21 protein-coding genes are annotated in these 18,352 nt (G+C 69.3%); 12 read left to right on the forward strand and 9 right to left on the reverse strand.

The features are described from left to right. Nucleotides 1-35: 35 nt before the first annotated feature. Entirely contained in the window at nt 36-797 is a 762-nt protein-coding gene (locus ACWGKQ_RS28570) for a maleylpyruvate isomerase family mycothiol-dependent enzyme (RefSeq protein WP_453294843.1), read from the forward strand. 82 nt (nt 798-879) lie between these two features. Continuing rightward, nucleotides 880-1,230, forward strand: coding sequence for a hypothetical protein (locus ACWGKQ_RS28575; protein ID WP_453294844.1), 351 nt, complete (start codon nt 880-882; stop codon nt 1,228-1,230). Nucleotides 1,231-1,240: 10 nt separating this feature from the next. Here the strand turns inward: ACWGKQ_RS28575 and ACWGKQ_RS28580 are convergent, their stop codons facing one another. Further along, complete coding sequence (locus ACWGKQ_RS28580) at nt 1,241-2,035, reverse strand: SDR family oxidoreductase (protein WP_453294845.1); 795 nt, start codon at nt 2,033-2,035, stop codon at nt 1,241-1,243. Beyond that, nucleotides 2,032-2,436 (reverse strand): GlcG/HbpS family heme-binding protein, encoded by a 405-nt coding sequence (locus tag ACWGKQ_RS28585; RefSeq protein ID WP_453294846.1) that lies wholly within the window; start codon nt 2,434-2,436, stop codon nt 2,032-2,034. The genes ACWGKQ_RS28580 and ACWGKQ_RS28585 overlap by 4 nt, the downstream gene beginning before the upstream one ends. Before the next feature lie 305 nt (nt 2,437-2,741). Here ACWGKQ_RS28585 and ACWGKQ_RS28590 point away from each other — a divergent pair, with 305 nt between their 5' ends. The 6 genes from ACWGKQ_RS28590 (at nt 2,742) to ACWGKQ_RS28615 (ending at nt 6,236) form a co-directional block, all read left to right on the forward strand. Beyond that, nucleotides 2,742-3,701 (forward strand): GlxA family transcriptional regulator, encoded by a 960-nt coding sequence (locus ACWGKQ_RS28590; protein WP_453294847.1) that lies wholly within the window; start codon nt 2,742-2,744, stop codon nt 3,699-3,701. Nucleotides 3,702-3,993: 292 nt separating this feature from the next. Further along, the gene (locus tag ACWGKQ_RS28595) at nt 3,994-4,626 is read left to right on the forward strand and encodes an HD domain-containing protein (RefSeq protein ID WP_453294848.1); all 633 of its coding nucleotides are present in this window, start codon (nt 3,994-3,996) and stop codon (nt 4,624-4,626) included. Nucleotides 4,627-4,796: 170 nt separating this feature from the next. Beyond that, nucleotides 4,797-4,961 carry a hypothetical protein gene (locus ACWGKQ_RS28600; protein WP_453294849.1) on the forward strand — a complete coding sequence of 55 codons (165 nt, stop codon included), beginning with the start codon at nt 4,797-4,799 and terminating at the stop codon, nt 4,959-4,961. 73 nt (nt 4,962-5,034) lie between these two features. Next, nucleotides 5,035-5,322 carry a cupin domain-containing protein gene (locus ACWGKQ_RS28605; RefSeq protein WP_453294850.1) on the forward strand — a complete coding sequence of 96 codons (288 nt, stop codon included), beginning with the start codon at nt 5,035-5,037 and terminating at the stop codon, nt 5,320-5,322. A 60-nt stretch (nt 5,323-5,382) separates the two neighbouring features. Next, complete coding sequence (locus ACWGKQ_RS28610) at nt 5,383-5,991, forward strand: GNAT family N-acetyltransferase (protein ID WP_453294851.1); 609 nt, start codon at nt 5,383-5,385, stop codon at nt 5,989-5,991. 29 nt (nt 5,992-6,020) lie between these two features. Then, nucleotides 6,021-6,236, forward strand: a complete 216-nt coding sequence (locus ACWGKQ_RS28615; RefSeq protein ID WP_453294852.1) for a hypothetical protein — start codon at nt 6,021-6,023, stop codon at nt 6,234-6,236. Between the two features lie 508 nt (nt 6,237-6,744). On the opposite strand, the gene ACWGKQ_RS28620 is transcribed toward ACWGKQ_RS28615, so the two are convergent. Continuing rightward, entirely contained in the window at nt 6,745-7,392 is a 648-nt protein-coding gene (locus tag ACWGKQ_RS28620; protein ID WP_453294853.1) for an alpha/beta hydrolase, read from the reverse strand. A 730-nt stretch (nt 7,393-8,122) separates the two neighbouring features. Here ACWGKQ_RS28620 and ACWGKQ_RS28625 point away from each other — a divergent pair. Then, on the forward strand, nt 8,123-9,031 hold the full coding sequence (locus ACWGKQ_RS28625; protein ID WP_453294854.1) for an MBL fold metallo-hydrolase: 909 nt from the start codon (nt 8,123-8,125) through the stop codon (nt 9,029-9,031). Nucleotides 9,032-9,069: 38 nt separating this feature from the next. Continuing rightward, the gene (locus ACWGKQ_RS28630; protein ID WP_453294855.1) at nt 9,070-9,699 is read left to right on the forward strand and encodes a TIGR03086 family metal-binding protein; all 630 of its coding nucleotides are present in this window, start codon (nt 9,070-9,072) and stop codon (nt 9,697-9,699) included. A gap of 97 nt (nt 9,700-9,796) precedes the next feature. Here ACWGKQ_RS28630 and ACWGKQ_RS28635 read toward each other — a convergent pair whose 3' ends face one another. The 5 genes from ACWGKQ_RS28635 to ACWGKQ_RS28655 all read right to left on the reverse strand — a co-directional run bounded on the left by ACWGKQ_RS28635 (nt 9,797) and on the right by ACWGKQ_RS28655 (nt 13,706). Then, nucleotides 9,797-10,192, reverse strand: a complete 396-nt coding sequence (locus ACWGKQ_RS28635) for a winged helix-turn-helix transcriptional regulator (protein WP_453294856.1) — start codon at nt 10,190-10,192, stop codon at nt 9,797-9,799. 373 nt (nt 10,193-10,565) lie between these two features. Then, nucleotides 10,566-11,123: a hypothetical protein gene (locus ACWGKQ_RS28640; RefSeq protein WP_453294857.1), complete on the reverse strand. Its 558-nt coding sequence runs from the start codon at nt 11,121-11,123 to the stop codon at nt 10,566-10,568. Nucleotides 11,124-11,178: 55 nt separating this feature from the next. Beyond that, nucleotides 11,179-11,976 (reverse strand): hypothetical protein, encoded by a 798-nt coding sequence (locus ACWGKQ_RS28645; protein WP_453294858.1) that lies wholly within the window; start codon nt 11,974-11,976, stop codon nt 11,179-11,181. Nucleotides 11,977-12,132: 156 nt separating this feature from the next. Then, complete coding sequence (locus ACWGKQ_RS28650; protein ID WP_453294859.1) at nt 12,133-12,852, reverse strand: hypothetical protein; 720 nt, start codon at nt 12,850-12,852, stop codon at nt 12,133-12,135. 260 nt (nt 12,853-13,112) lie between these two features. Beyond that, nucleotides 13,113-13,706, reverse strand: coding sequence for an MBL fold metallo-hydrolase (locus ACWGKQ_RS28655; protein WP_453294860.1), 594 nt, complete (start codon nt 13,704-13,706; stop codon nt 13,113-13,115). Between the two features lie 191 nt (nt 13,707-13,897). On the opposite strand from ACWGKQ_RS28655, the gene ACWGKQ_RS28660 reads away from it, so the two are divergent. Both ACWGKQ_RS28660 and ACWGKQ_RS28665 read left to right on the forward strand, forming a co-directional pair. Beyond that, nucleotides 13,898-14,506 (forward strand): TetR/AcrR family transcriptional regulator, encoded by a 609-nt coding sequence (locus ACWGKQ_RS28660; protein ID WP_453294861.1) that lies wholly within the window; start codon nt 13,898-13,900, stop codon nt 14,504-14,506. 289 nt (nt 14,507-14,795) lie between these two features. After that, nucleotides 14,796-17,549, forward strand: coding sequence for an AAA family ATPase (locus ACWGKQ_RS28665; RefSeq protein ID WP_453294862.1), 2,754 nt, complete (start codon nt 14,796-14,798; stop codon nt 17,547-17,549). A 46-nt stretch (nt 17,550-17,595) separates the two neighbouring features. On the opposite strand, the gene ACWGKQ_RS28670 is transcribed toward ACWGKQ_RS28665, so the two are convergent. After that, complete coding sequence (locus ACWGKQ_RS28670; protein ID WP_453294863.1) at nt 17,596-18,315, reverse strand: hypothetical protein; 720 nt, start codon at nt 18,313-18,315, stop codon at nt 17,596-17,598. Nucleotides 18,316-18,352: the final 37 nt, after the last annotated feature.

Below are 18,352 nucleotides of genomic sequence, written 5' to 3' on the forward strand. Positions count from 1 at the left end.
TGCGGTCGTCTGAACTGGGGTGATAGGCAAGCGATGTGACACAGAGCCTTGAGTATTCCGCCCTGCTGCATCTGATCGACGAGCGGTCGGCCGCGTTCCGGAGTGCGGTTGCCGCCGCGCCCAGCCTTGACGCGCCGGTGCCGTCCTGCCCCGAGTGGACGTTGTTCGATCTGGTGCAGCACCTGGGTACGGGCCAGCGCTGGTGGGCCGCGATCGTCGCCGCGGGCCCGGCCGAGGCTCCGCCGGCCAAGGACGCCGCGGAGGTGCCGCGCGAGCTCGAGACGCTGCTGGCCTGGTACGCCGAGTCGAACGAGCTGCTGCTGAGTGCGCTGCGCGAGGCCGGCCCGGAGCGCGAGTGCTGGGTGTGGTGGGCCGCCGGTGTGTCGCCGGCGAATGCCTGGGGCGTTGCCCGGCGCCGGGTGCACGAGGTGCTGGTGCACACCTACGACGCCCAGCTCGCCGCAGGCGCCGTGCAGCCGATGCCGGCGGACGTCGCGATCGACGGCGTGGCCGAGTTTCTCGACACCTGCAACTCCACCCCGGCGGCCTGGCCGCACGAGGCCGCCACCATCCACTACCACGCCACCGAGGGCCGCTCCTGGCTCCTCGCGCTGGACGGCACCGGCGCCTGGCCCGCACCCCTCACGGACGACGCCGCGCCCGCCTCCGCTTCGGCCACGGGCACGGCCGAGCAGCTGCTCCTCTTCGTCTGGGGCCGCCTCACGCTGAGCGACCTGAAGATCGTGGGCGACCAGCAGGTGTTCGAGCAGCTGATCGCCTGGGAGCCCGAGGAGTAGCCACTCAATACCGCCAGCGGACGGCCAGTACGGCGTCGTACAGCTCGGGCCCGAGCGCCAGGCGAGGATCTTCTTCGGGGCGATGGTCGTGCCGCCGCCGGACGTGGCGGCCACGTCGACGTGGATGGTCACCCACCTGCACTCACTGAACCGATTGATCGTGATCCTGCCGGCCTGGTCCGCCACGGCCGACGGCGCCTTCGCGCGGTCGGGGAAGACTGCGGGCGCTCATCGCGGCACGACACGTGATCCCCTCGCTCATCCCAATGCCATGCAGGACGCAGCTGAGGAACAGCAGTTCGTCGTCGTAGTCGGTACTGGCGTTCAAGTCCCGTCCCGGGTGAGGCCCGTGTCGGGCCACTTGTTCGCCATGTCGATCGACGGCTCGCCGGTCGGCAGTGCCGGCGTGACGAGCGTGGCCTACGTCCGGTGAGGGCGGCGGATCACACCTTGCGGGTCCAGGCTGCTTCCTGGACCTCCTTGATGAGCTCCTCGGTCGCCGGGGGCCAGACGTTCCGGTACTTTCCCTGTTCGGCGCCGATGATCTCGACCATCTTGTCGATCATGTCTTGCGGCTCGTACTGGTCGGCCAGGATTTCCGCGAAACGGGCCCGCACGTCCTCGGTCCGGTTGAAGTTGACCGCGTCGTCCAGCCAGCGGAAGGTCGTGTCCGCGATACGGTCATTGAATCCCGTCAGGTACGCCCCGGGGTTGATGGTCTGAACGGTGATGCCGGTCGGCGCGAGCTCGTCGCGCAGGGTCGCCGCGATCGCCTCGAGCGCATGCTTGGTTGCGCAGTAGGGCCCCAGGCCGAACGCGGTGAGCATGCCTCCCATCGAGCTGACGATGACGACGCGGCCCGGCGTGCCGGCGTCCACCCAGGTGCGGATCACCTGCTGGGTGAGTTCCAGGTTCGCGAAGACGTTCGTCTCGAACGTGCGCCGGACCAGCTCGACGGGAATCTCCGCCAGCGGTCCGCAGTCACCGATCGCGGCATTGCTGACGAAGGTGTCGAAGTCCCAGCCGGAGACAGCCGCGATGTCGCGGGCGTCCAGGACGTCGAGCTTGTCGACCGTGACGCGGTCCTGCAAGCTGAGTTCCTCGATGTGCTTGCGCAGTTCGGTCACCTGCGACCAGATCTCCGTGGTGGCGATGACCTGGTGCCCGGCCCGGGCCAGGCCGATGACGGTGCCGCGTCCCAGGCCGGTGCCGGCGCCGGTGATCAGGATCTTCTTCATCGTGCTTCCTTTCCGAGCGCCATGCGGGCGACCTTGCCGTCCTGGACGGGCATGCCGCCCGAGACCCCGATGGCCCCGATCAGAGTGCCGCTGTCGTCGTGCATGGGGAGGCCCCCCGCGTAGGGGATCAGGCCGCCGTTGGTGTACTCGGTCGCGGGAGCCGGGCCGCCGGGCTTGCAGAACTCCCACAGGTTTTCGCTCGGGCCGTTGAACAGGACCGAGGTCTTCGCTTTGGCCAGCGCGATCTCGATCGAGCCGAGGATCGATCCGTCCATGCGGGCGAACGCGACCAGGTGTCCGCCGCCGTCGACGACCGCGATGTTCATCGCGACGCCGATCTCCACCGCCTGGGCGCGGGCCTTCTCGATCAGCGCTTGGGCTGTATCCAGCGTGATGCTCATGGCGGTTGCCCCTATCGGTGGCGGTGCGAGGTCGTGTTGCGACCGACGGGATCGCACGAAGCTGCCCGCTGCCGTGCACCAGGGGAGGGCGGTGGTGACGGGGTGGCCACGATCTTGTCCATGACGTCTCGCGGTGCGGATCCGCTCAGGCGTTTTCGTCGGCGCTGTAAACCCCTCACGGTGCCTGGCAGCGGCAGGCGACGTCTCTGTCAGTCATGAGACGACCGTAGGCGCGATCCGGGCAAAGGATTCAGTGGCACGCATGCCACGCAGAGATAGGATCGTGCCATCGGCTGGGAGGTGAGATGTCAGGCGGAAAGCATCGCGTGGTCGTGGTGGCTCTCGAGAACGTCCTCGCACTCGACATCGGGATCCCGTTGCAGGTCTTCGGGAGCTGGCCGGATGGGCCCTACACGCTGACGGTGTGTGCGGAACAGCCCGGGCTCGTCGCGATGCACGGCGGCCCCGCGCTGTCGGTCGCCGACGGGTTGGACGCCCTGGCTACCGCAGACACCGTGATAGTCCCGGGGTACATGGAGCCCGACACACCCTCCGCCGCGGTGAGCGCCGCGCTCGCGGAGGCGGCAGCGCGGGGCAGCCGCATGGTGTCCATCTGCTTGGGAGCGTTCGCCCTTGCCACCGCCGGTCTGCTCGACGGCCGACGAGCCACCACGCATTGGCAGTACGCGGCAACACTGGCGAAGCAGTACCCACAGGTGACGGTGCAGCCGGAGGCTCTGTACATCGACGAAGGCCACGTGCTGACCTCCGGCGGCGTCACCGCCGGCCTCGATCTGTGCCTGCACCTCATCCGCCGCGATCACGGCACCCGAATGGCGAACCAGCGAGCACGTCTGCTGGTCGCCGCGCCGCACCGCACGGGCGGTCAGGCCCAGTTCATAGACCTGCCAGTACTTCCCGACGTGGATGACGGACCGGCGCCGGTGTACGAGTGGGCCCTGCGCAACCTGCACCAGCAGCTCACCGTCGACCAGTTGGCGCGCAAGGCCGGGATGTCGCGTCGCACCCTCATTCGCCGCTTTCACGCCGACACCGGCCGACCGCCCATGCGTTGGCTACTCGACGCAAGGCTCGGACTGGCAAGGGAACTCCTGGAATCGAGCGACCTGACGGTGGAAGCGGTCGCACGGCGCTGCGGCCTGGGCACGCCGGCCAACTTCCGGACCCTGTTCAAAGCCCACGTCGGAGTACCGCCCCGCGCGTACCGCGAGACGTTCAACTCGGCCCCGTTGAGCAAGACGTGATTTCCGGCCGTTCGTTGCCGTCAACCGAGAGCGGTTCTTCTGGTCTCCGATGTCAACCACGCTGCCCAGGGGGAACAGAACACAGTGCTGGTTGATCCCCCGCTGACGATCGAGCAGGCCCAGTTCGCTCGTCGCGTTGTCGAAGGAAATCTCGTTGAAGTCCGCGCCGGGATCCTTGGTAGAAACCGGCGCAGCAGATCCGGCCAGTCCGTCGAATGAATGGCACAAATGTTGTGGCTGGTGGCACGCATGCACCTGCCGTGATTGGACTAGGGACGCCTAGCCTGCGCATATGGACTTCTCGCTTGAGCTTCCGAGTGGCCCGTTGGCCGAGGCCGTCGTCTCCGCAGTGCGCGACTCCGAAACCACTTCTGTCTTCAACCACAGCGTGCGGAGTTTCTATTTCGCGCAGCTCCTGGCTGAGCGCGAGGGGTGTCTGGAAGATGCCGCATACGATCGTGACCTGCTGTTCGCCGCAACCGTCCTGCACGATCTGGGTACCGGAAACCTCGCGAAGGGCGAAGCCCGCTTCGAGGTGGAGGGCGCCGACCTGGCGGCAGCTCTGCTGCAGGCACATGGCATTCCTGCAGCGGACATCGACCGCGTCTGGGAGGCTATCGCTCTGCATACCTCCGCCGGCATTGCTGAGCGCCGAGGACTGCTGAGTTACCTCACTCGCGAAGGTGTGGGGATGGACTTTGGGCGCAAAGCGGAGCTGGCCGCTGCATGGCAGGATCAGATCCACGCCGCCTACCCCCGTCTTGACATGGTGCGTTCGTTGGTCGACGCCATCGTGGAACGTGCTGCTCGGTCAGACGCCGCAGCGCCTCGCTACTCCATCGGCGGCGAGCTACTGCGCGAGCGTCAGACTGACGGTGTGACAAGGATGGAGTTGGCGGCCGCCTCATCTCCTTGGGGAGAATAACCACTCGGCCGGCTGACAACGGCGTCCAAAGTCCCTGGAGGACTAGCCTCGATCTTTCGTGACGATTCACTGGTTCAACTTGCATGCGGTTTCGGCCTGTTGGGAGAGCAACGGGCAGGCCGAGGGCCCGTCTGCCGCGTCGGGTGTGCGCCGGGTTCCACGGCCCCGGTGTGCCGCTCACCGGCCCCGAGGTGACACTGCGCGCCTTCGCGGTCGCACGCCACGGCCGCCTGGCCTGGCCCCCGCTCACGCTGGTCACCGACCTTCTCGCCCAGCAAGCCTCGGCCGCCGCCGCGCACCCGCCCCACCCCGGCACCTCAGAAACCGGCGACTAGCCTGCCACCTGGGGACGCCGGCCGCCTGCCCGCAGCGAGCGGGCCCTGCCCGACGACAGCGAGGAGAGCGACCATGACCGCCATGACCGCCCGTGCAACCGTGCAGCACGAGGACGAACGGGTCCGCGTCACCCGCTGGGACTTCGAACCCGGGCAAAGCACCGGCCGCCACGTGCACGAGTACGACTACGTCGTCGTGCCCGTCACCGACGGGCGCACCGATGTGATCACCCCCGACGGCACGGTCACCCCCTCGCAGCTCAGGGCGGGCGAGTCCTACGCCCGCCCGGCCGGCGGCGAACACGAAGTCGCCAACGCCGGCACCACTCCGCTGGCCTTCGTCGAAATCGAGCTGAAGTGAGGCGCCACAGCGACGAAATCCGTCGGGCGCCAGGTGCGTGACTGCGGTTATCGTACGCCGATGACCAGCACCTACCGCCCCGTCCCGGCCCGGACGGCCACCCCCGCCGACACCGACGCCATCGTCGAGGCCCTGACCACCGCCTTCTTCCACGACCCGCTGTGGGGGCCGGCCTTCCCCGACGAACGGCAACGCGCCGCTCAGGCGGCAGCCATGTGGCGCCTGTACGTCACCTCCGCACTGCGTTACCCCTGGACACTCGTCACGCCGGGCGCAGAGGCCGCGGCCGTGTGGATCCCGCCGGGCGGCACCGAACTCACCGATCAGGAGGAAGACGGCCTGCCAGGCCTGCTGACCGGGGCCGCCGGGGCCGAGGTGGCCAAGGCCATCCTGACGATCTACGGCCAGCTCGAAGCCGCCCACCCCGAGGAGCCCTGCTTCTACCTCACCCTGCTCGGCGTCCACGACGACCACCGGGGCAAGGGACTGGGCATGGGCCTGCTCGCCGAGAGCCTCGCGCGTATCGATGCGCTCGGTGCCCCCGCCTACCTCGAATCGTCCAACCCGGCGAACATCGCCCGCTACCAGAGCGTCGGCTTCACCGCCCGCGATCGGATCACCATCGCCACCGGCCACATCGTCACCACCATGTGGCGGCCGGCCCGCTGACCCGAGCCTGCCGCGATCATCCGGATCGGATGCGCGCGCTGCTCGACCGCCCACCAGGAGTTGCAAGTCAGCTCGACGCGCTTGACCCGGTCTGCAAGCCGATCCCCTCCGAGGAGATCAGCACGCGCGTCAATACGCGACCAGAACTGGAGAAGGCGCTGAAGCTGGCGTACGACATCAAGGAGGCCGCCGCCCCCGACCAGGAAGGTCATCGGACGAAAAGTGCCTCTGACCAGCAAGAGTGAGGATTGTCGAGGCCCCTGTCTGACCACCCGTCGGACACCATGCTTCATGAAAGCGCGAGGCCAGGGCGACCAGGCCGAAGGGCTGCGGAACACCCCCGCGTCGGCGGGGCGGTCTGTGGACCGAGGCCGCGAGCGAGGCAGTGGCACGGGAGCACCGGGTGCACTACCACGGCCGGATGATGTCGCCTCTCCTGGCGGACGTCTGCCGTCAGGACAGCACCGGACGTATGCCTTTGAGCACGCCGGCCGCCTCTGGGCCTTCTCCGCCGTCACTGCCTCGTCCAGTGCCACGACGCTGTCGCCTTCCGTACGACAGCCGAGGCTCTCGCGGCCTGAGCTCTGTCAGCCGCCGACCGCGCGAGCCCAGCATGCACGGACGGTGGCCAGATCGGTTTCGTCGTCACCGACTCGATCGCCGCGACGACACCGTCGTAGCAGTGCTCGATGGGGTCCATCAGGAGGATGCTGTCCTCGCCCACATAGAACAGGATGGCGAAGACTCCGACCGTCAGGGTGCGGCGGCGCGTGTGGCTACCTGCTGCGCGATCCAGGGCTTCGCGTATCTCGTCCATGTCTCTGTCGCGTCGCCCGCGTCCCGGGCGAGACCGAGACCCTGCGGCTCGCGGGCGAAGACGTGCATGGTGTGCGGGACCTGGTGCGAGGCCAGGGACGAAGCGAGCAGACAGGTGTGCTCCGGTGACACGTGGATGTCGTCGGCGGTGTACCAGAGGAAGAAGTGAGGCGATGCACTGGTCACGAGTGCATCGAGAGTGGTCGCTCGGCGCAGCTCGGGTGAGGCGTCCTCGCCCAGCAGGATCATCCGGGCCGACCGGTACGTCTCCATCTCCATCGACGTGATCGCGCAGCCGAGGACGGCGAACTGCACGGACTCGCGTGGGTCATGGCCCGGTGCGAGAGCGGCCAGTCCCGCGAGATGGCCGCCGGCCGAGAAGCCGACGACCCCGATGCGGTCGCCACCCTGATCGCGTCGCCGCCGGATCTCCGTGCGAAGCGCCAGGAGGGGCTCGGGATGCCGTGCATGCAGCGGGTAGCGGAACACGCTCGCTGACAGCCCGAGCCCGGTGAGCCAATCGGCAACCGGCTCGGCTTCGTGGGCGGCGTGTGCCGTGTAGCCGCCGCCGGGCAGCACGATCACGTGCGTTGCCCCGGGCCCGACCGCCCGGCTGCGCCCGGGAGCCGATGGTGCTGTTGCACGCCGAGCATCCACGGCCGACCTCCGTACTCGCTCACGGACGCCGTGACCGGCCCTCGCCCGCGAGGCTGAACCAAGGTCACCATCACAGGGAGTTCCTTCACATCACATGAACGGGTGAGGCAGCGACGCAAGCCTGCGCGCGGCCTGCCTCACATCGCCCGCAGGAGAGCCCGACGGGGAGAGCCACCGGACGGGCCACGCCGCGCCTCGACGGCCGGTCACATATTCGGGTGATGTCGTCGTCGGCCGTCCCGCGAAACCATAGGGATATGTGTCGCCGGCGACCGCCCTGCCCGTTCGTCGGCGTCGGCAGCGGCCGGCAGGGACAAGGACAGACCGACGAGCCCCGACTTCGACGCCAGGGCGTCCGCCCCTGAGGCGGCCACGGCGACCCCCGACATCACCACAAGTGCCCATCGGGTACTAGACCCCCACTGGAAACGTGGTCTACATTAGAAACCATAAAGCTCCAGAGGTCCCCCGACGTCGGCCGGGCAGCGGAGCGCGGGCAACAAGATCGCCGTCACCGACGAGCCCGCCACCCCGAGCTCGACCTCCCGGGTCGTCCACAACCGCATCGCCGCGCGCGTCCGCCGGGTGGAATCACCGAATCACCGAATCGCGGAATCGCGGAATCGCGGAATCGCGGAATCGCAAAGAGGAGATCACCATGACCGCGTTCAAGCTCATCCCCGACTTCGCCCTCGGGCCGGACATCCCGGAGTCCACCGGGTACGCCGTGACCGACCTGGGCGGCGATGCCTACGTCGTCACGCAAGGGATGATCAACACGATGTTCCTGGTGACGAAGAAGGGCGTCGTCCTCGTGGACGCCACGCCGTTCCTCGGGGACAAACTGCTGGAGGCCATCGAGTCGGTGACCCCCAAGCCCCTCACCCACCTCATCTACAGTCACGCGCACGCCGACCACATCGGCGCCGCGCATCTGCTGAACCGGGACGGCCTGAAGATCATCGCGCACGAGATCACCGGCGACCTGATCAAGGAGGCCAAGGACGACCGGCGCCCGCTGCCCACCGAGACCTTCGGCGGCCGGCATCAGGAGATGGACATCGACGGGGTCCGGTTCGTCCTGGACTACACGAGAGACTGGCACGTGGCCGGCAACCTGTTCATCCACCTCCCGGAGCAGCGGCTCATGACAGCGGTGGACAGCTTCTCGCCGAAGAGCGCACCGTTCTTCCGGCTGTACTTCTCCGCACACGTGCCTGCCTATTACGACGCGATGGACGAGTTGCTCGAGTACGACTACGACACCATCGTGACCGGCCACATGGCCCTGCCCGGCACCCGCGAGGACGTGGCGGCGAACCGCGAGTTCATCCGCGACCTGCGCACCTCCGCCGCCGAGGCCCTGCGCACGGTCGACCTGAGGGAGGCCGCGGCCGCCGCCAGGGTTCCGCACAACAACCGCCAGGCCGAACTGAAGGTCTGGATGGACGCCGTCGTCGCGCGCGCGGCGGAGCTGATGCCGTCCTGGGACGACCGCCTGGCGGGAACCGACATCTTCCTGCACGACAACCTCAACGCGGTCGCCTGGAGCGTCTTCATCGACTAGACCGTCTACACCCGTGGCAAAGAAAGGAGAGGCGTCTCATGGCGTCACCGGCCAGAGCGGAACAACTGGCGCAGAGTATCGGCCTGGTCGCGGCCGCTGTCGGCGGCGCGTCGGTCGACCAGTACGAGAACCCGACTCCCGATTCGGAGTGGAGGGTGAAAGCCCTCGTCAATCACATCGCCATGATGCTGGTGCTGACACGAGACGTGGGTGCCCGTACGGCTTGGGACCCTGCCCTGCTGACTGCGAATCCGGTCCCCGTTCTTGCCGGACGGCCGGAGTCGGAGTGGGCCCTGATCGTGAACGGTCTGGCGGAGCCGGCGGCCATGGCGTGGTCCGAGCCGACGGCGTGGGAGGGGGAGGCGGCCCTCGGTGGTCCGCCCATGCCCGCCGAAGCACTCGGCGAGATCCTCATCGCGGAATTCGCCATCCACGCCTGGGACTTGGCGGTAGCCACCGGCCAACATCTCGACGTGCCCGAGCCCTTGCCCAAGGTCATACTCGGCACCTATGCGCGTGAGGCTCCTCGCATGCGCGGCATCGGCCTCCTGACCGACGAAGTACCCCACGACACCCATGCGCCCCTGTTCGAGCGCAGTCTGGCACTCAGCGGCAGAGACCCGCGATGGAGTCCTCCGCGCACCGGAAGTGACAAGGGGCGCCACTGACGTCGGATGATCCGGCGGTCCCCGCCGAGCGGCGAGCGCATGGACGCGTCCATTTGCCCGTTTCCGAGCCCGGCGTCCGGCGGGGCGTTTGCCTGTCTCAGGCGTCCTGGCCGGCGTCCTGGCGTCGGTCGTAGGCCGCGCGGGCTTCCTGTACCACGGAGGTCCGCTTCTCGGTCCAGGTGCACAGAGTCCTTGTCTCCTCGGCGAGTTCGCCGCCGAGTTCGGTCAGGCTGTACAGCACCAGGGGCGGAGTCGATCTGGGGTCGACGGAGCGCAGGACAAGGCCGTCCCGCTCCATCGTCCGCAGGGTCTGGGACAGCATCTTGCGGCTGATGCCGCCCAGGGAACGATGCAGTTCGGAGTAACGCTGGGCGCCGCCTTCGCGAAGACTCACCAGCATGAGCAGAACCCACTTGTCTGCCAGGTCCACGAACACGTCACGGCTGGGGCAGAGCGCGTCAAGAATGTTCGGCCGGTAAGGGGCATCGCTCACTGATCGGTCTTCTGCTGTCACAGTGGGACTCTATATCGCATCTCGAAAAGAGTCCATAGCTCCATCTGCTACATGGTTACCATTGGAGATCGATGGGTCGTGTGGGCGTCGCAGGCCCGCCAGGGATCCCGCGGAACCGGTCGGCCGGACGGACCATTGCCGCTCGGGGTCAGCCCGCCCTGCCGGTCGTACGCCGGCGGTGGCTTGGGCGGCGAGGTCGAGTCCCGGCGGCAGTTGTGGTCGGGTCCAGGCCGGTAGCCGTCGCGGTGTGAGACCGCGATCGGTCTTCTCCAGTTCGAGCGCCCCCTGGATGCGTACGGACGCGTCCGGAAATGGGTAGAGGTGTGTCAACTGCCCCATGGTGAGCTCCTGTTCAGTGGGGGTAGACAGCGGCCAGGAGCCGCTCGGGGTCGAAGTCCGGCGGCAGGTTCCCGACCGTGATGCGGGCCTGGTCGCCGTCGCGCAGGTCGAGGTAGTTGCGGCTGAAGGTGACTCCGGGAGCGGGTGCGAGCAGGCGGGCGAGGTAGCTGTAACCGTGCGAGGTGAGGGTGATGTCCGCGGTCCCGCCGTGCAGGGCGGTGACCCGGGTCGCCAGGCGGGACCCGGGCAGGCGAAGGTCTTTGAGCGGGGTGAAGAAGACGCGGTTGGCGTCGGTGTTGCCCAGCAGGTCGGACACCCAGGCGTAGCGGTTGGGCCCCGGCTGGTGCTCGGCCGCCGGTGACGACCACACGCGGCGGGAACCGTAGGCCGGCGCGGCCACGGTCAGCAGCGTGTCGACGATCTTCTCGCCGGTGAACGCGGCCACCTCCACGTGGAGGTGAAGGTCGATGCTTCGGTTGCCGCTGTTGGTGACCCACAGTTCGAGGGTCTGGTCCTCGGTGGTGCGGAAGCTGGTGAGGACAGCCCCGGCCAGGGGTCGTTGAGCTGCCACAGGAGTGTTCCCGAGCAGTGCGGCTGGCAGCGGCGGTAGTGCTCGATGCCGAACTTCAGGCCCTCCGCCTGACAGGCCATGGAGTAGTCGACGTACCGGGGCTGTGCAGGGCGAGGGAGCCGGGCGGTGTCCAGCGTTCGAGCGTGCTGAGTTCGGGGGCGGCGTGAATGCCGAACTCGCTGATGAATTTGCCGTGGTCGTGGGCGTAACGGCGGAAGTGGACCGCCTCTCCGCGGCTCGCGAAGTCGGTCCGGTCACCGGCGCCGAGATCGAGTCCGTGCCAGACCTCCCAGGCGTGCCGGTCCCCGTCGGCCACACCGTTGACACCGGCGGGGTCACTGTCGGCCCACGGACAGCCCGGCCAGTAGGGCACCTCGGGGCTGAGGCGTGCCACGGCGCCCGGCAGGACGTCATGGAAGAACGACCAGCCCCAGTTGCCGGGGCCCAGGTCCCCGCCGTGCGCTGCGCCGTGGATGGCGTGGACCTCGTTGTTCCCGGCCCACACGGCGAGGCAGGCGCGGTTGCGCAGCCGCTTGATCTGGTGGTCGGCCTCGCGTACGACCTCGGCGTACAGGACGGGGTCGTCGCTGGGGTAGTCCAGGCAGGCGAACATGAAGTCCTGCCAGACGAGGACGCCGTTCTCGTCGCAGGCCGAGTAGAAGTCGTCCTGTTCGTACATGCCGCCGCCCCACACCCGCAGCATCGTCATGTTGCCGTTGCGGGCCCGGTCGACGAGATGACGCAGCGTGCCGGCGGTGACGGAACCGGGCAGAATGCTCGCGGGGATCCAGCTGGCGCCGCGCGCGAAGAGCGGCGTCCCGTTGAGCAGGAAGCGGAACGGGCGGCCGCCCACTGCACACAGCCCTGACGACGAGTGGGGCCTCCAGGCTCACCACCTGAGGGCCCCACCGGCTTGACCGGGTCGGCTCTTGCCGAGCAACTCGCTGAAGTTCTGGACGACTTCCTTGCCGGGTGCGCTGCGTGACGGAAGGGTCCCCCGCCGCCGTTGTCAGTCGACGGAGATCTCGGTGAGGTCGATGGAGATCAGGACCGGCTCCTTGAGAGCGCGTCCGTCTTCCTGGGCGGGCACGATGTACCGGTGGGTGGGGAAGACCAGTCCCGACGCGGTGATGTGCTGTTCGGCGAAGTGCGCGGCATGGGGGCGGCCTAGGACGTCGGGTGCGTAGTCCTGGCGTCGCAGGAGCCCGCCGGTGTCGTAGTAGAAGACCTGTTCGGTGTTGTGGGTGGCGATGTCCTCGGAGAAGGTCACGTGGAGCCGCCGCCAGGTCGTACCGTCCTCCTGCCAGGGCTCCGCTTCCTCCAGTACGACGCCCGGGCGGGTGAGGAGGTAGGGGGCCGTGAGGTAGTTCCACATCGCGTAGCCCGCGAAGTAGAGCGCGTGCAGTTCGTCCCAGGGGGTGTCCGGGCCGTGGCCGGCGAAGGACTCGCGGGGGGCGGTGCGTTCGGCGACGACCTCGCCGTCCCGCTTCTCGATCGTGACGCGGTCGGGGGTGAACACCCCACGCAGCTCCGGGCCGGTGAAACCCTCGTAGACCAGATGCTGTCGCTGTACGTCGACGGTCATGTCGGCCTTGGCGAAGATCCCTTCCTGGCCGCGCATGGGCCACAGCAGCCCGCCCAGGGTGCCCTTGGCTCGGATGGTCCGAGCCTCTTGCCAGCGGGGGAGGCCGCCGTGGCCCTCGAGAACGAGATTCAGCAGGTCGCTCATGGGATGCCGTCCATTCGTGGGGAGTTGCGTTCCGGAGAGGAAGGGGGGCGGCCTGCCGGCAGGCCGACCGGTTTACTGCCGCCAGGCGGCGCCGAGGTTCTGCACCGGGTCGCCGCCTTCGCGCGCGAGGTAGAGGGCGCGGGAGCTGACCCGCAGAACGGTCGGGCCGCCATGGTCCGGGCAGCGGTCGAGCAGCGCCTGGAAGAACGCCTCCGGGGTGTCGTGCGCGGCCGGCGCGGCGAGGTGTCGATGGCCTTGCGTCAGGCGCCGAAGTCGCCGTCCGCGGACTCGGCGAGGTGGACGTGGACGCCGTTGTGGATGACATCGCCGGCCACCACGAGGTCGAGGTCCGGCACCTGCACCACCGCGCTGTCGTCGCTGTCCGCGTGCCCCACCTCCACGAGGTCGACGTCGTGACCTTCAAGGCTGAGGCGGTTGCCGGGCGCCGCGACGGCCGTGACGGGTGACGGAGGGGTCTGGCCCGGCCACAGGACCTCCCTGGCGTACAGGTTGTTGTGCATCTGCGCGATGGCGCCCGCGGCGGCGACCACCTGGGCGCCGAAGCGTTCGGCGAGCACCCCGGCGGTGAACCGGTGGTCACCGTGCCCATGGGTGACGACGATGTGCGTCAGCCTCTTACCGCTCGCCTCGACCCAGTCACCGACCGCTTGTGCCTGCTCGAGGGTGAGCGGCGGGTCGACGAGCACGGCGTCCTGCGTGCCGTGGATCAGGGTGACCGCGATGGGCTGGAAGGCGCGGGGCTCTCCGTCGGGCAGCGGTCCGGGACCGGCCATGGGCAGTGGGTCCGCGACGAACACGTCGTAACCGAGGCCGGAGTCGGTGCTGGTGGACATGACGTCTCCCTGTCGTTCAGCCGGCGGCGGCCGCTGGGGCCTGGATGGATACTCCGGCGCACAGAAACCGCTGGTCGGCGGCCGAGCGCCATCGATCTCCGGCGGTCGATGTATACCGATCGCTTTACTTCGACGTCGGTGAAGCTACCCCCTCCCTCGACGGATGTAAAGCGGTCGTTATACTTGGGTGCATGGAGACTGGGACTACGACCACTGGGACCGTCCGCGGTGGCGGACGCGGCGCGCGGGAGCGCATCCTGCGGGCGGCAGGCGAGCTCTTCTACGCTCGCGGTATCCACGCCACCGGCGTGGCGGCACTGATCGAGGCCGCACATGTGTCGCCGCGGACCTTCTACGTGCACTTCCCGACCAAGAACGCACTGGTGGAGGAGTACCTGCGCCGGTTCGAGAAGGAGACGCCGCTCCTCGCCGAAACGGAACTGGAGCGCGGCGACCTGACGCCGGTCCAGCGGCTGCTGGCGATCTTCGCTCCGATCGACGGGGGCCCGGCCACGGTCATCCGCGGCTGTCCGTTCCACAACGCCGTCGTCGAGGGTGCCGGCGAACTGCCCGAGATCGCCCACCTCGCGCAGCAGCACAAGCAGGCCTTCCGTGAGCGCCTGGTGGCCACCGCCGCCGAGGCGGGAGCAGCCGACCCGGAGCCCCTGGGCCGGCAACTGGCCGTGCTCTACGAGGGCGCCAACGCGCTCGCGGCCTCCACGGACGACGCGGAGGCCTTCACGGACGCCCGCCGAGCGGCCGAGACGCTGCTGGCCGTGGCGTTGCCCACCACGGCCTGACCGGGACATGTGTGCGGCGTCGCTGTGAGGAGGCTGGGTCGCGTCCCGTCGGCATGATCGCCACCGGGCCCACTGGCCGGGGTCGGCTCAGGCAGGAGCGAGGCCGCCGCAAATCGCCAACTCACTGTGCGGGCGAGCAGGCGAGTAGGCTCGCGTTGAGTGGACCACACGAGGTGCCTCTTGGGGTGTGGCAGCCTCTACGGCAGTGGGCTGGACACGCCAGTCGGCCCTCGCGCCGCTCGTAGCCTCGTCCGTCGAGGGATCCTTCCTGACCCGAGGAGTGGTGCGAGTGCGGCATGGGCCGTTGCGCGGTCGTAGCGAACCGATGGTGCGCGCCTTGTCCCTGGTACGCAGCGCGCAGAAGCACGGCTCCGGCGGGGTGATCCTGGTGAACGGGCCGGCCGGCATCGGCAAGTCGGCGCTGCTTGCGGAGGTGTGCCGGCAGGCCGGGAGGATCGGCGTGCGGCCCGTCGTCGGCCAGTGCGACCCGATCGAACAGGTCAGCCCGGGCGCGCCCGTCATCGCCGCGCTGCGGGCCGGGCGCGGGCCGCTGGTGACCATCGAGCAGTACCGGCAGATCCTGAAGGCGGCGCACGAGCCGCTGCTGCTGGCCGAGCGCATCGCCGCCGATCTGGAGGCTGCCGCGGCGGACGGACCGGTCCTCTTCGCGATCGACGACCTGCAGTGGGCCGACCGGGTCAGCCGTTTCCTGATCCGCATGTTGGTTCCGCGCCTGCTCGGACTGCCCGTGGTCTGGCTGTTGGCCGGGCGGGAGAACGCCGGAGAACTGCTCGGTCCGGACCACGGGCACGTCGAGGACATCACGCTCGCCCCCCTGACCGCCACCGACCTGGCGGCGGTGGCCCAGGACCGGCTCGGCCACGTCCCCGACGAGCGCACCCGCCGGTTCCTGGAGGCGTCCGCCGGGAACCCGCTGCTGGCGCTCGAACTCCTGGACGGGCTGGCCCGCGCGGCGGTGCGCGGTGAAGGCGACACGGCTCCGGCACAGTTCAGCGCGGCCATTGCCCAACGGATGAGGGAACTGCCGGAGGCCGCGCGTGACCTGGTGGCTCTGGTCGCGGTCGCCGGCCGGGATCTGCCGGTGCCCGAGGCGCTCCGGCTGCTGCCCGGTGCGCGCGGGCTGGAGCCCGACGGCGCGCTGACCCAAGCCTTCGACTCCGGACTCATCGAACTGCACGACGGGGCACTGACACCGCGCCACGACCTGGTGCGCGAGGCGCTGTGCGCCGACCTGCCGGCCCCGACGGTCCGGGCCCTGCACCGCCGCTTCGCCCAGCTGCACCTGGACGAAGGGCACGCGCTGGCCGCCGCGCCACACGCCCGCGCCGCAGCCACCGCCGGTGACGTTCCCAGCGCTCTGATCCTGATCACCGCGGCCGAGCAACTGGTCACGCCCAGCCCGGAGGATGCCGGCGATCTGGCCGCGCTCGCCTTCCGCACCGTGCGCCCGGACCAGATCCAATGGCTGGAAGTCGGCCGCCGGTGCCTGACCGTGCTGTGCCGCACGCAGCGGGCCGGAGAGGCCCTTGCCGTGGCGGATCAGATCCTGGCCCGGGTGGAGGACGGCGACCTGGTCGGCGCCGTCGAAGGCGAGGCTGCCTGGGCACTGTGGCTCAGCGGTCAGCTCGGCCGGCTGCTGTCCCGCATCGAGCCCCTGCTCAGCGCCGGCCGGCTCGACCAGGCGGTCGCGGCGCGACTGACGTCCGCGCGGGCCCTGGCCAACACCCGGCTGCTCGGCGGCCACGACGCCGCGGCCGGGGCCGCCCGCGCCCTTGATCTCGCCCGGACCTGCGGAGATCCTGACGCGCTCGCCCTGGCCCTGCACGCCTGCGGCGAGGCCGCCCGCAACGAAGGGCGACACCGCGACGCCCTCCACTCCTTCCGGGAGCTGCGCCTGCTCGCCGGCCCGCACCAGCTGGCCCAGGAGATCACTACCCTGCAGTTCCTCGACCGCTACCAGCACGCGCAGATCCTGCTCGACGAGGTGTGGGCGGAGCGCGGCGCCACGACCAGTGCGATCGTGCCCGCTCTGCACTGTGCCCGACTGTGGCAGGACTTCAACCTCGGCCGCTTGGACGAGACCGTCACGGACGCGCACACTCTGCTGGAGCTCGGCCGGCAGCTGGACAACCACGTCTATGCGCTGGACGCGTTGATCGCGCAGGCCTGCGTGGCACTGCTGCGTGGCCAGACGCAGGACGCCGTGGTCCTGCGGGATTCCGCCGAGCAGCTCATCGACACCGACGCAGATGTGCGTCGCCCGGGCCTGACCGTGCTCGCCGGGTGGGTCGCGGCCAGCCAGGGCGACTTCGGCCTGGCTCTGCACCTGCTGCGGCCGGTTGCCGAGGGCACGAGCAGCTACTGGCCGCTGTGGCCGTGCTGGATGGGCCTGTTCTTCGAGATCGGCGTCGCCGGGCACGACGCTTCCTTCACCGACGCCGTCGTCCAGGCCGCCGAACTGGCCGCCGAGCGCAACCCCGGGGTGGCCAGCTTCGAGGGCGTGGCGCTGAGCTTGCGCGGACGCAGCAAGGGCGACCTGCCGATGATCGCGCGCAGTGCCCAGATCCTCGCGCGCAGCCCGCGCCCCGTCCTGTCCGGCGTCGGCGCCGACAGCTACGGCCGGGCTCTGCTGGCCGACGGGCAAAAGGCGGCGGCACTGGTGCAGCTCGATCGGGCCTGGGACGACTACCACCGCATGGACGCCCGCGTCTACCAGGCGGACGTCGAGCGCGTCATGCGCCAGGCAGGCGCCCGGCGGGCGAAGTGGGCGGTTGCCCGCGCCCGCCCGGACACCGGATGGACCGCCCTGACGGAGGCCGAGCGGCGGGTGGCACTGCTGATCGCCGACGGGCACTCCAACCGCTCCGCAGCCGCCGAACTGGGGGTGTCCGTCAACACCGTCGGCACCCACCTACGCTCCGTGTTCGCCAAACTCGATGTCCAATCCCGTGTACAGCTGGCCAACACGTTGCGCGGCGAGGAAGCAGTGACCACGAGCGAGCGACCCGGCTCAGCAGGGTGAGGCGGCTGCACGGCCGCCCGGACGTCCCGATACCGGTGGCCTGCCGTCAGCTGACGGAGATCTGGGTCAGGTCGATGGCGATGAGGACCGGTCCAGACGCGACGTGTCCGTCCTTCTCGACGGGCACGACGAACCTGTGGGTCGGGAAGACCAGTCCCGACGCCTGCACATGGCGGTCCGAGAAGTGCGCGGCCGGTGTTCCGCCGAGTACGTCGGGCGCGTAGTCATGGCGGCGCAGCAGGCCGGCCGTGTCGTAGTGGAAGACCTGCTGCGTGGAGTGCGTGGCCAGGGACTGCGGGAACTTGACTCGCAGCCGTCGCCGCTGCTCGCCGGCCTCCCGCCAGGGTTCCAGCTCTTCCACCACGACACCGGGACGTGTCAGCAGGTAGGGGGCGGTGAGGTAGTTCCACAGGGCGTAGCCCGCGAAGTACAACGCGTGCAGCCGGTCCCAGGGAGTGTCCGGACCATGGCCGGCGAAGGCATCGCGCGGCGCGCGCCGCTCGGCGACGACCTCACCGTCCTGCCGTTCGACCGCCACGCGATCGGGTGTGAACAGACCCCGCAGCGCGGGGCCGGTGAAGCCGTCGAACACCAGACGCTGCTGCTGTACGTCGATGGTCGCGTCCGTCCTGGCGAGGATCCCCTCCTGACCCCGAAGGCTCCACAGGAGCCCACCGATGGAGCCCTCGGCGTGGATGGTCCGTGCGTCCTGCCATCGCTGCAGGCCGCCGTGGGCGTCGAGAACAAGATCGAGTAGAACACCCATGCGACTTTCCTTCCCGAGACGTCCGACTCTCGGCATG

Source organism: Streptomyces sp. NPDC054770, assembly GCF_053611985.1.

Excerpts from the sequence above, each read along its gene's own strand:
- ACWGKQ_RS28655 (WP_453294860.1), bottom strand. The coding sequence starts at position 13,706 with ATGTCCACCAGCACCGACTCCGGCCTCGGTTACGACGTGTTCGTCGCG.
- ACWGKQ_RS28575 (WP_453294844.1), top strand. The coding sequence starts at position 880 with ATGGTCGTGCCGCCGCCGGACGTGGCGGCCACGTCGACGTGGATGGTC.
- ACWGKQ_RS28650 (WP_453294859.1), bottom strand. The coding sequence starts at position 12,852 with ATGAGCGACCTGCTGAATCTCGTTCTCGAGGGCCACGGCGGCCTCCCC.
- ACWGKQ_RS28660 (WP_453294861.1), top strand. The coding sequence starts at position 13,898 with ATGGAGACTGGGACTACGACCACTGGGACCGTCCGCGGTGGCGGACGC.
- ACWGKQ_RS28625 (WP_453294854.1), top strand. The coding sequence starts at position 8,123 with ATGACCGCGTTCAAGCTCATCCCCGACTTCGCCCTCGGGCCGGACATC.
- ACWGKQ_RS28585 (WP_453294846.1), bottom strand. The coding sequence starts at position 2,436 with ATGAGCATCACGCTGGATACAGCCCAAGCGCTGATCGAGAAGGCCCGC.
- ACWGKQ_RS28670 (WP_453294863.1), bottom strand. The coding sequence starts at position 18,315 with ATGGGTGTTCTACTCGATCTTGTTCTCGACGCCCACGGCGGCCTGCAG.
- ACWGKQ_RS28595 (WP_453294848.1), top strand. The coding sequence starts at position 3,994 with ATGGACTTCTCGCTTGAGCTTCCGAGTGGCCCGTTGGCCGAGGCCGTC.
- ACWGKQ_RS28590 (WP_453294847.1), top strand. The coding sequence starts at position 2,742 with ATGTCAGGCGGAAAGCATCGCGTGGTCGTGGTGGCTCTCGAGAACGTC.
- ACWGKQ_RS28630 (WP_453294855.1), top strand. The coding sequence starts at position 9,070 with ATGGCGTCACCGGCCAGAGCGGAACAACTGGCGCAGAGTATCGGCCTG.
- ACWGKQ_RS28580 (WP_453294845.1), bottom strand. The coding sequence starts at position 2,035 with ATGAAGAAGATCCTGATCACCGGCGCCGGCACCGGCCTGGGACGCGGC.
- ACWGKQ_RS28610 (WP_453294851.1), top strand. The coding sequence starts at position 5,383 with ATGACCAGCACCTACCGCCCCGTCCCGGCCCGGACGGCCACCCCCGCC.
- ACWGKQ_RS28615 (WP_453294852.1), top strand. The coding sequence starts at position 6,021 with ATGCGCGCGCTGCTCGACCGCCCACCAGGAGTTGCAAGTCAGCTCGAC.
- ACWGKQ_RS28605 (WP_453294850.1), top strand. The coding sequence starts at position 5,035 with ATGACCGCCATGACCGCCCGTGCAACCGTGCAGCACGAGGACGAACGG.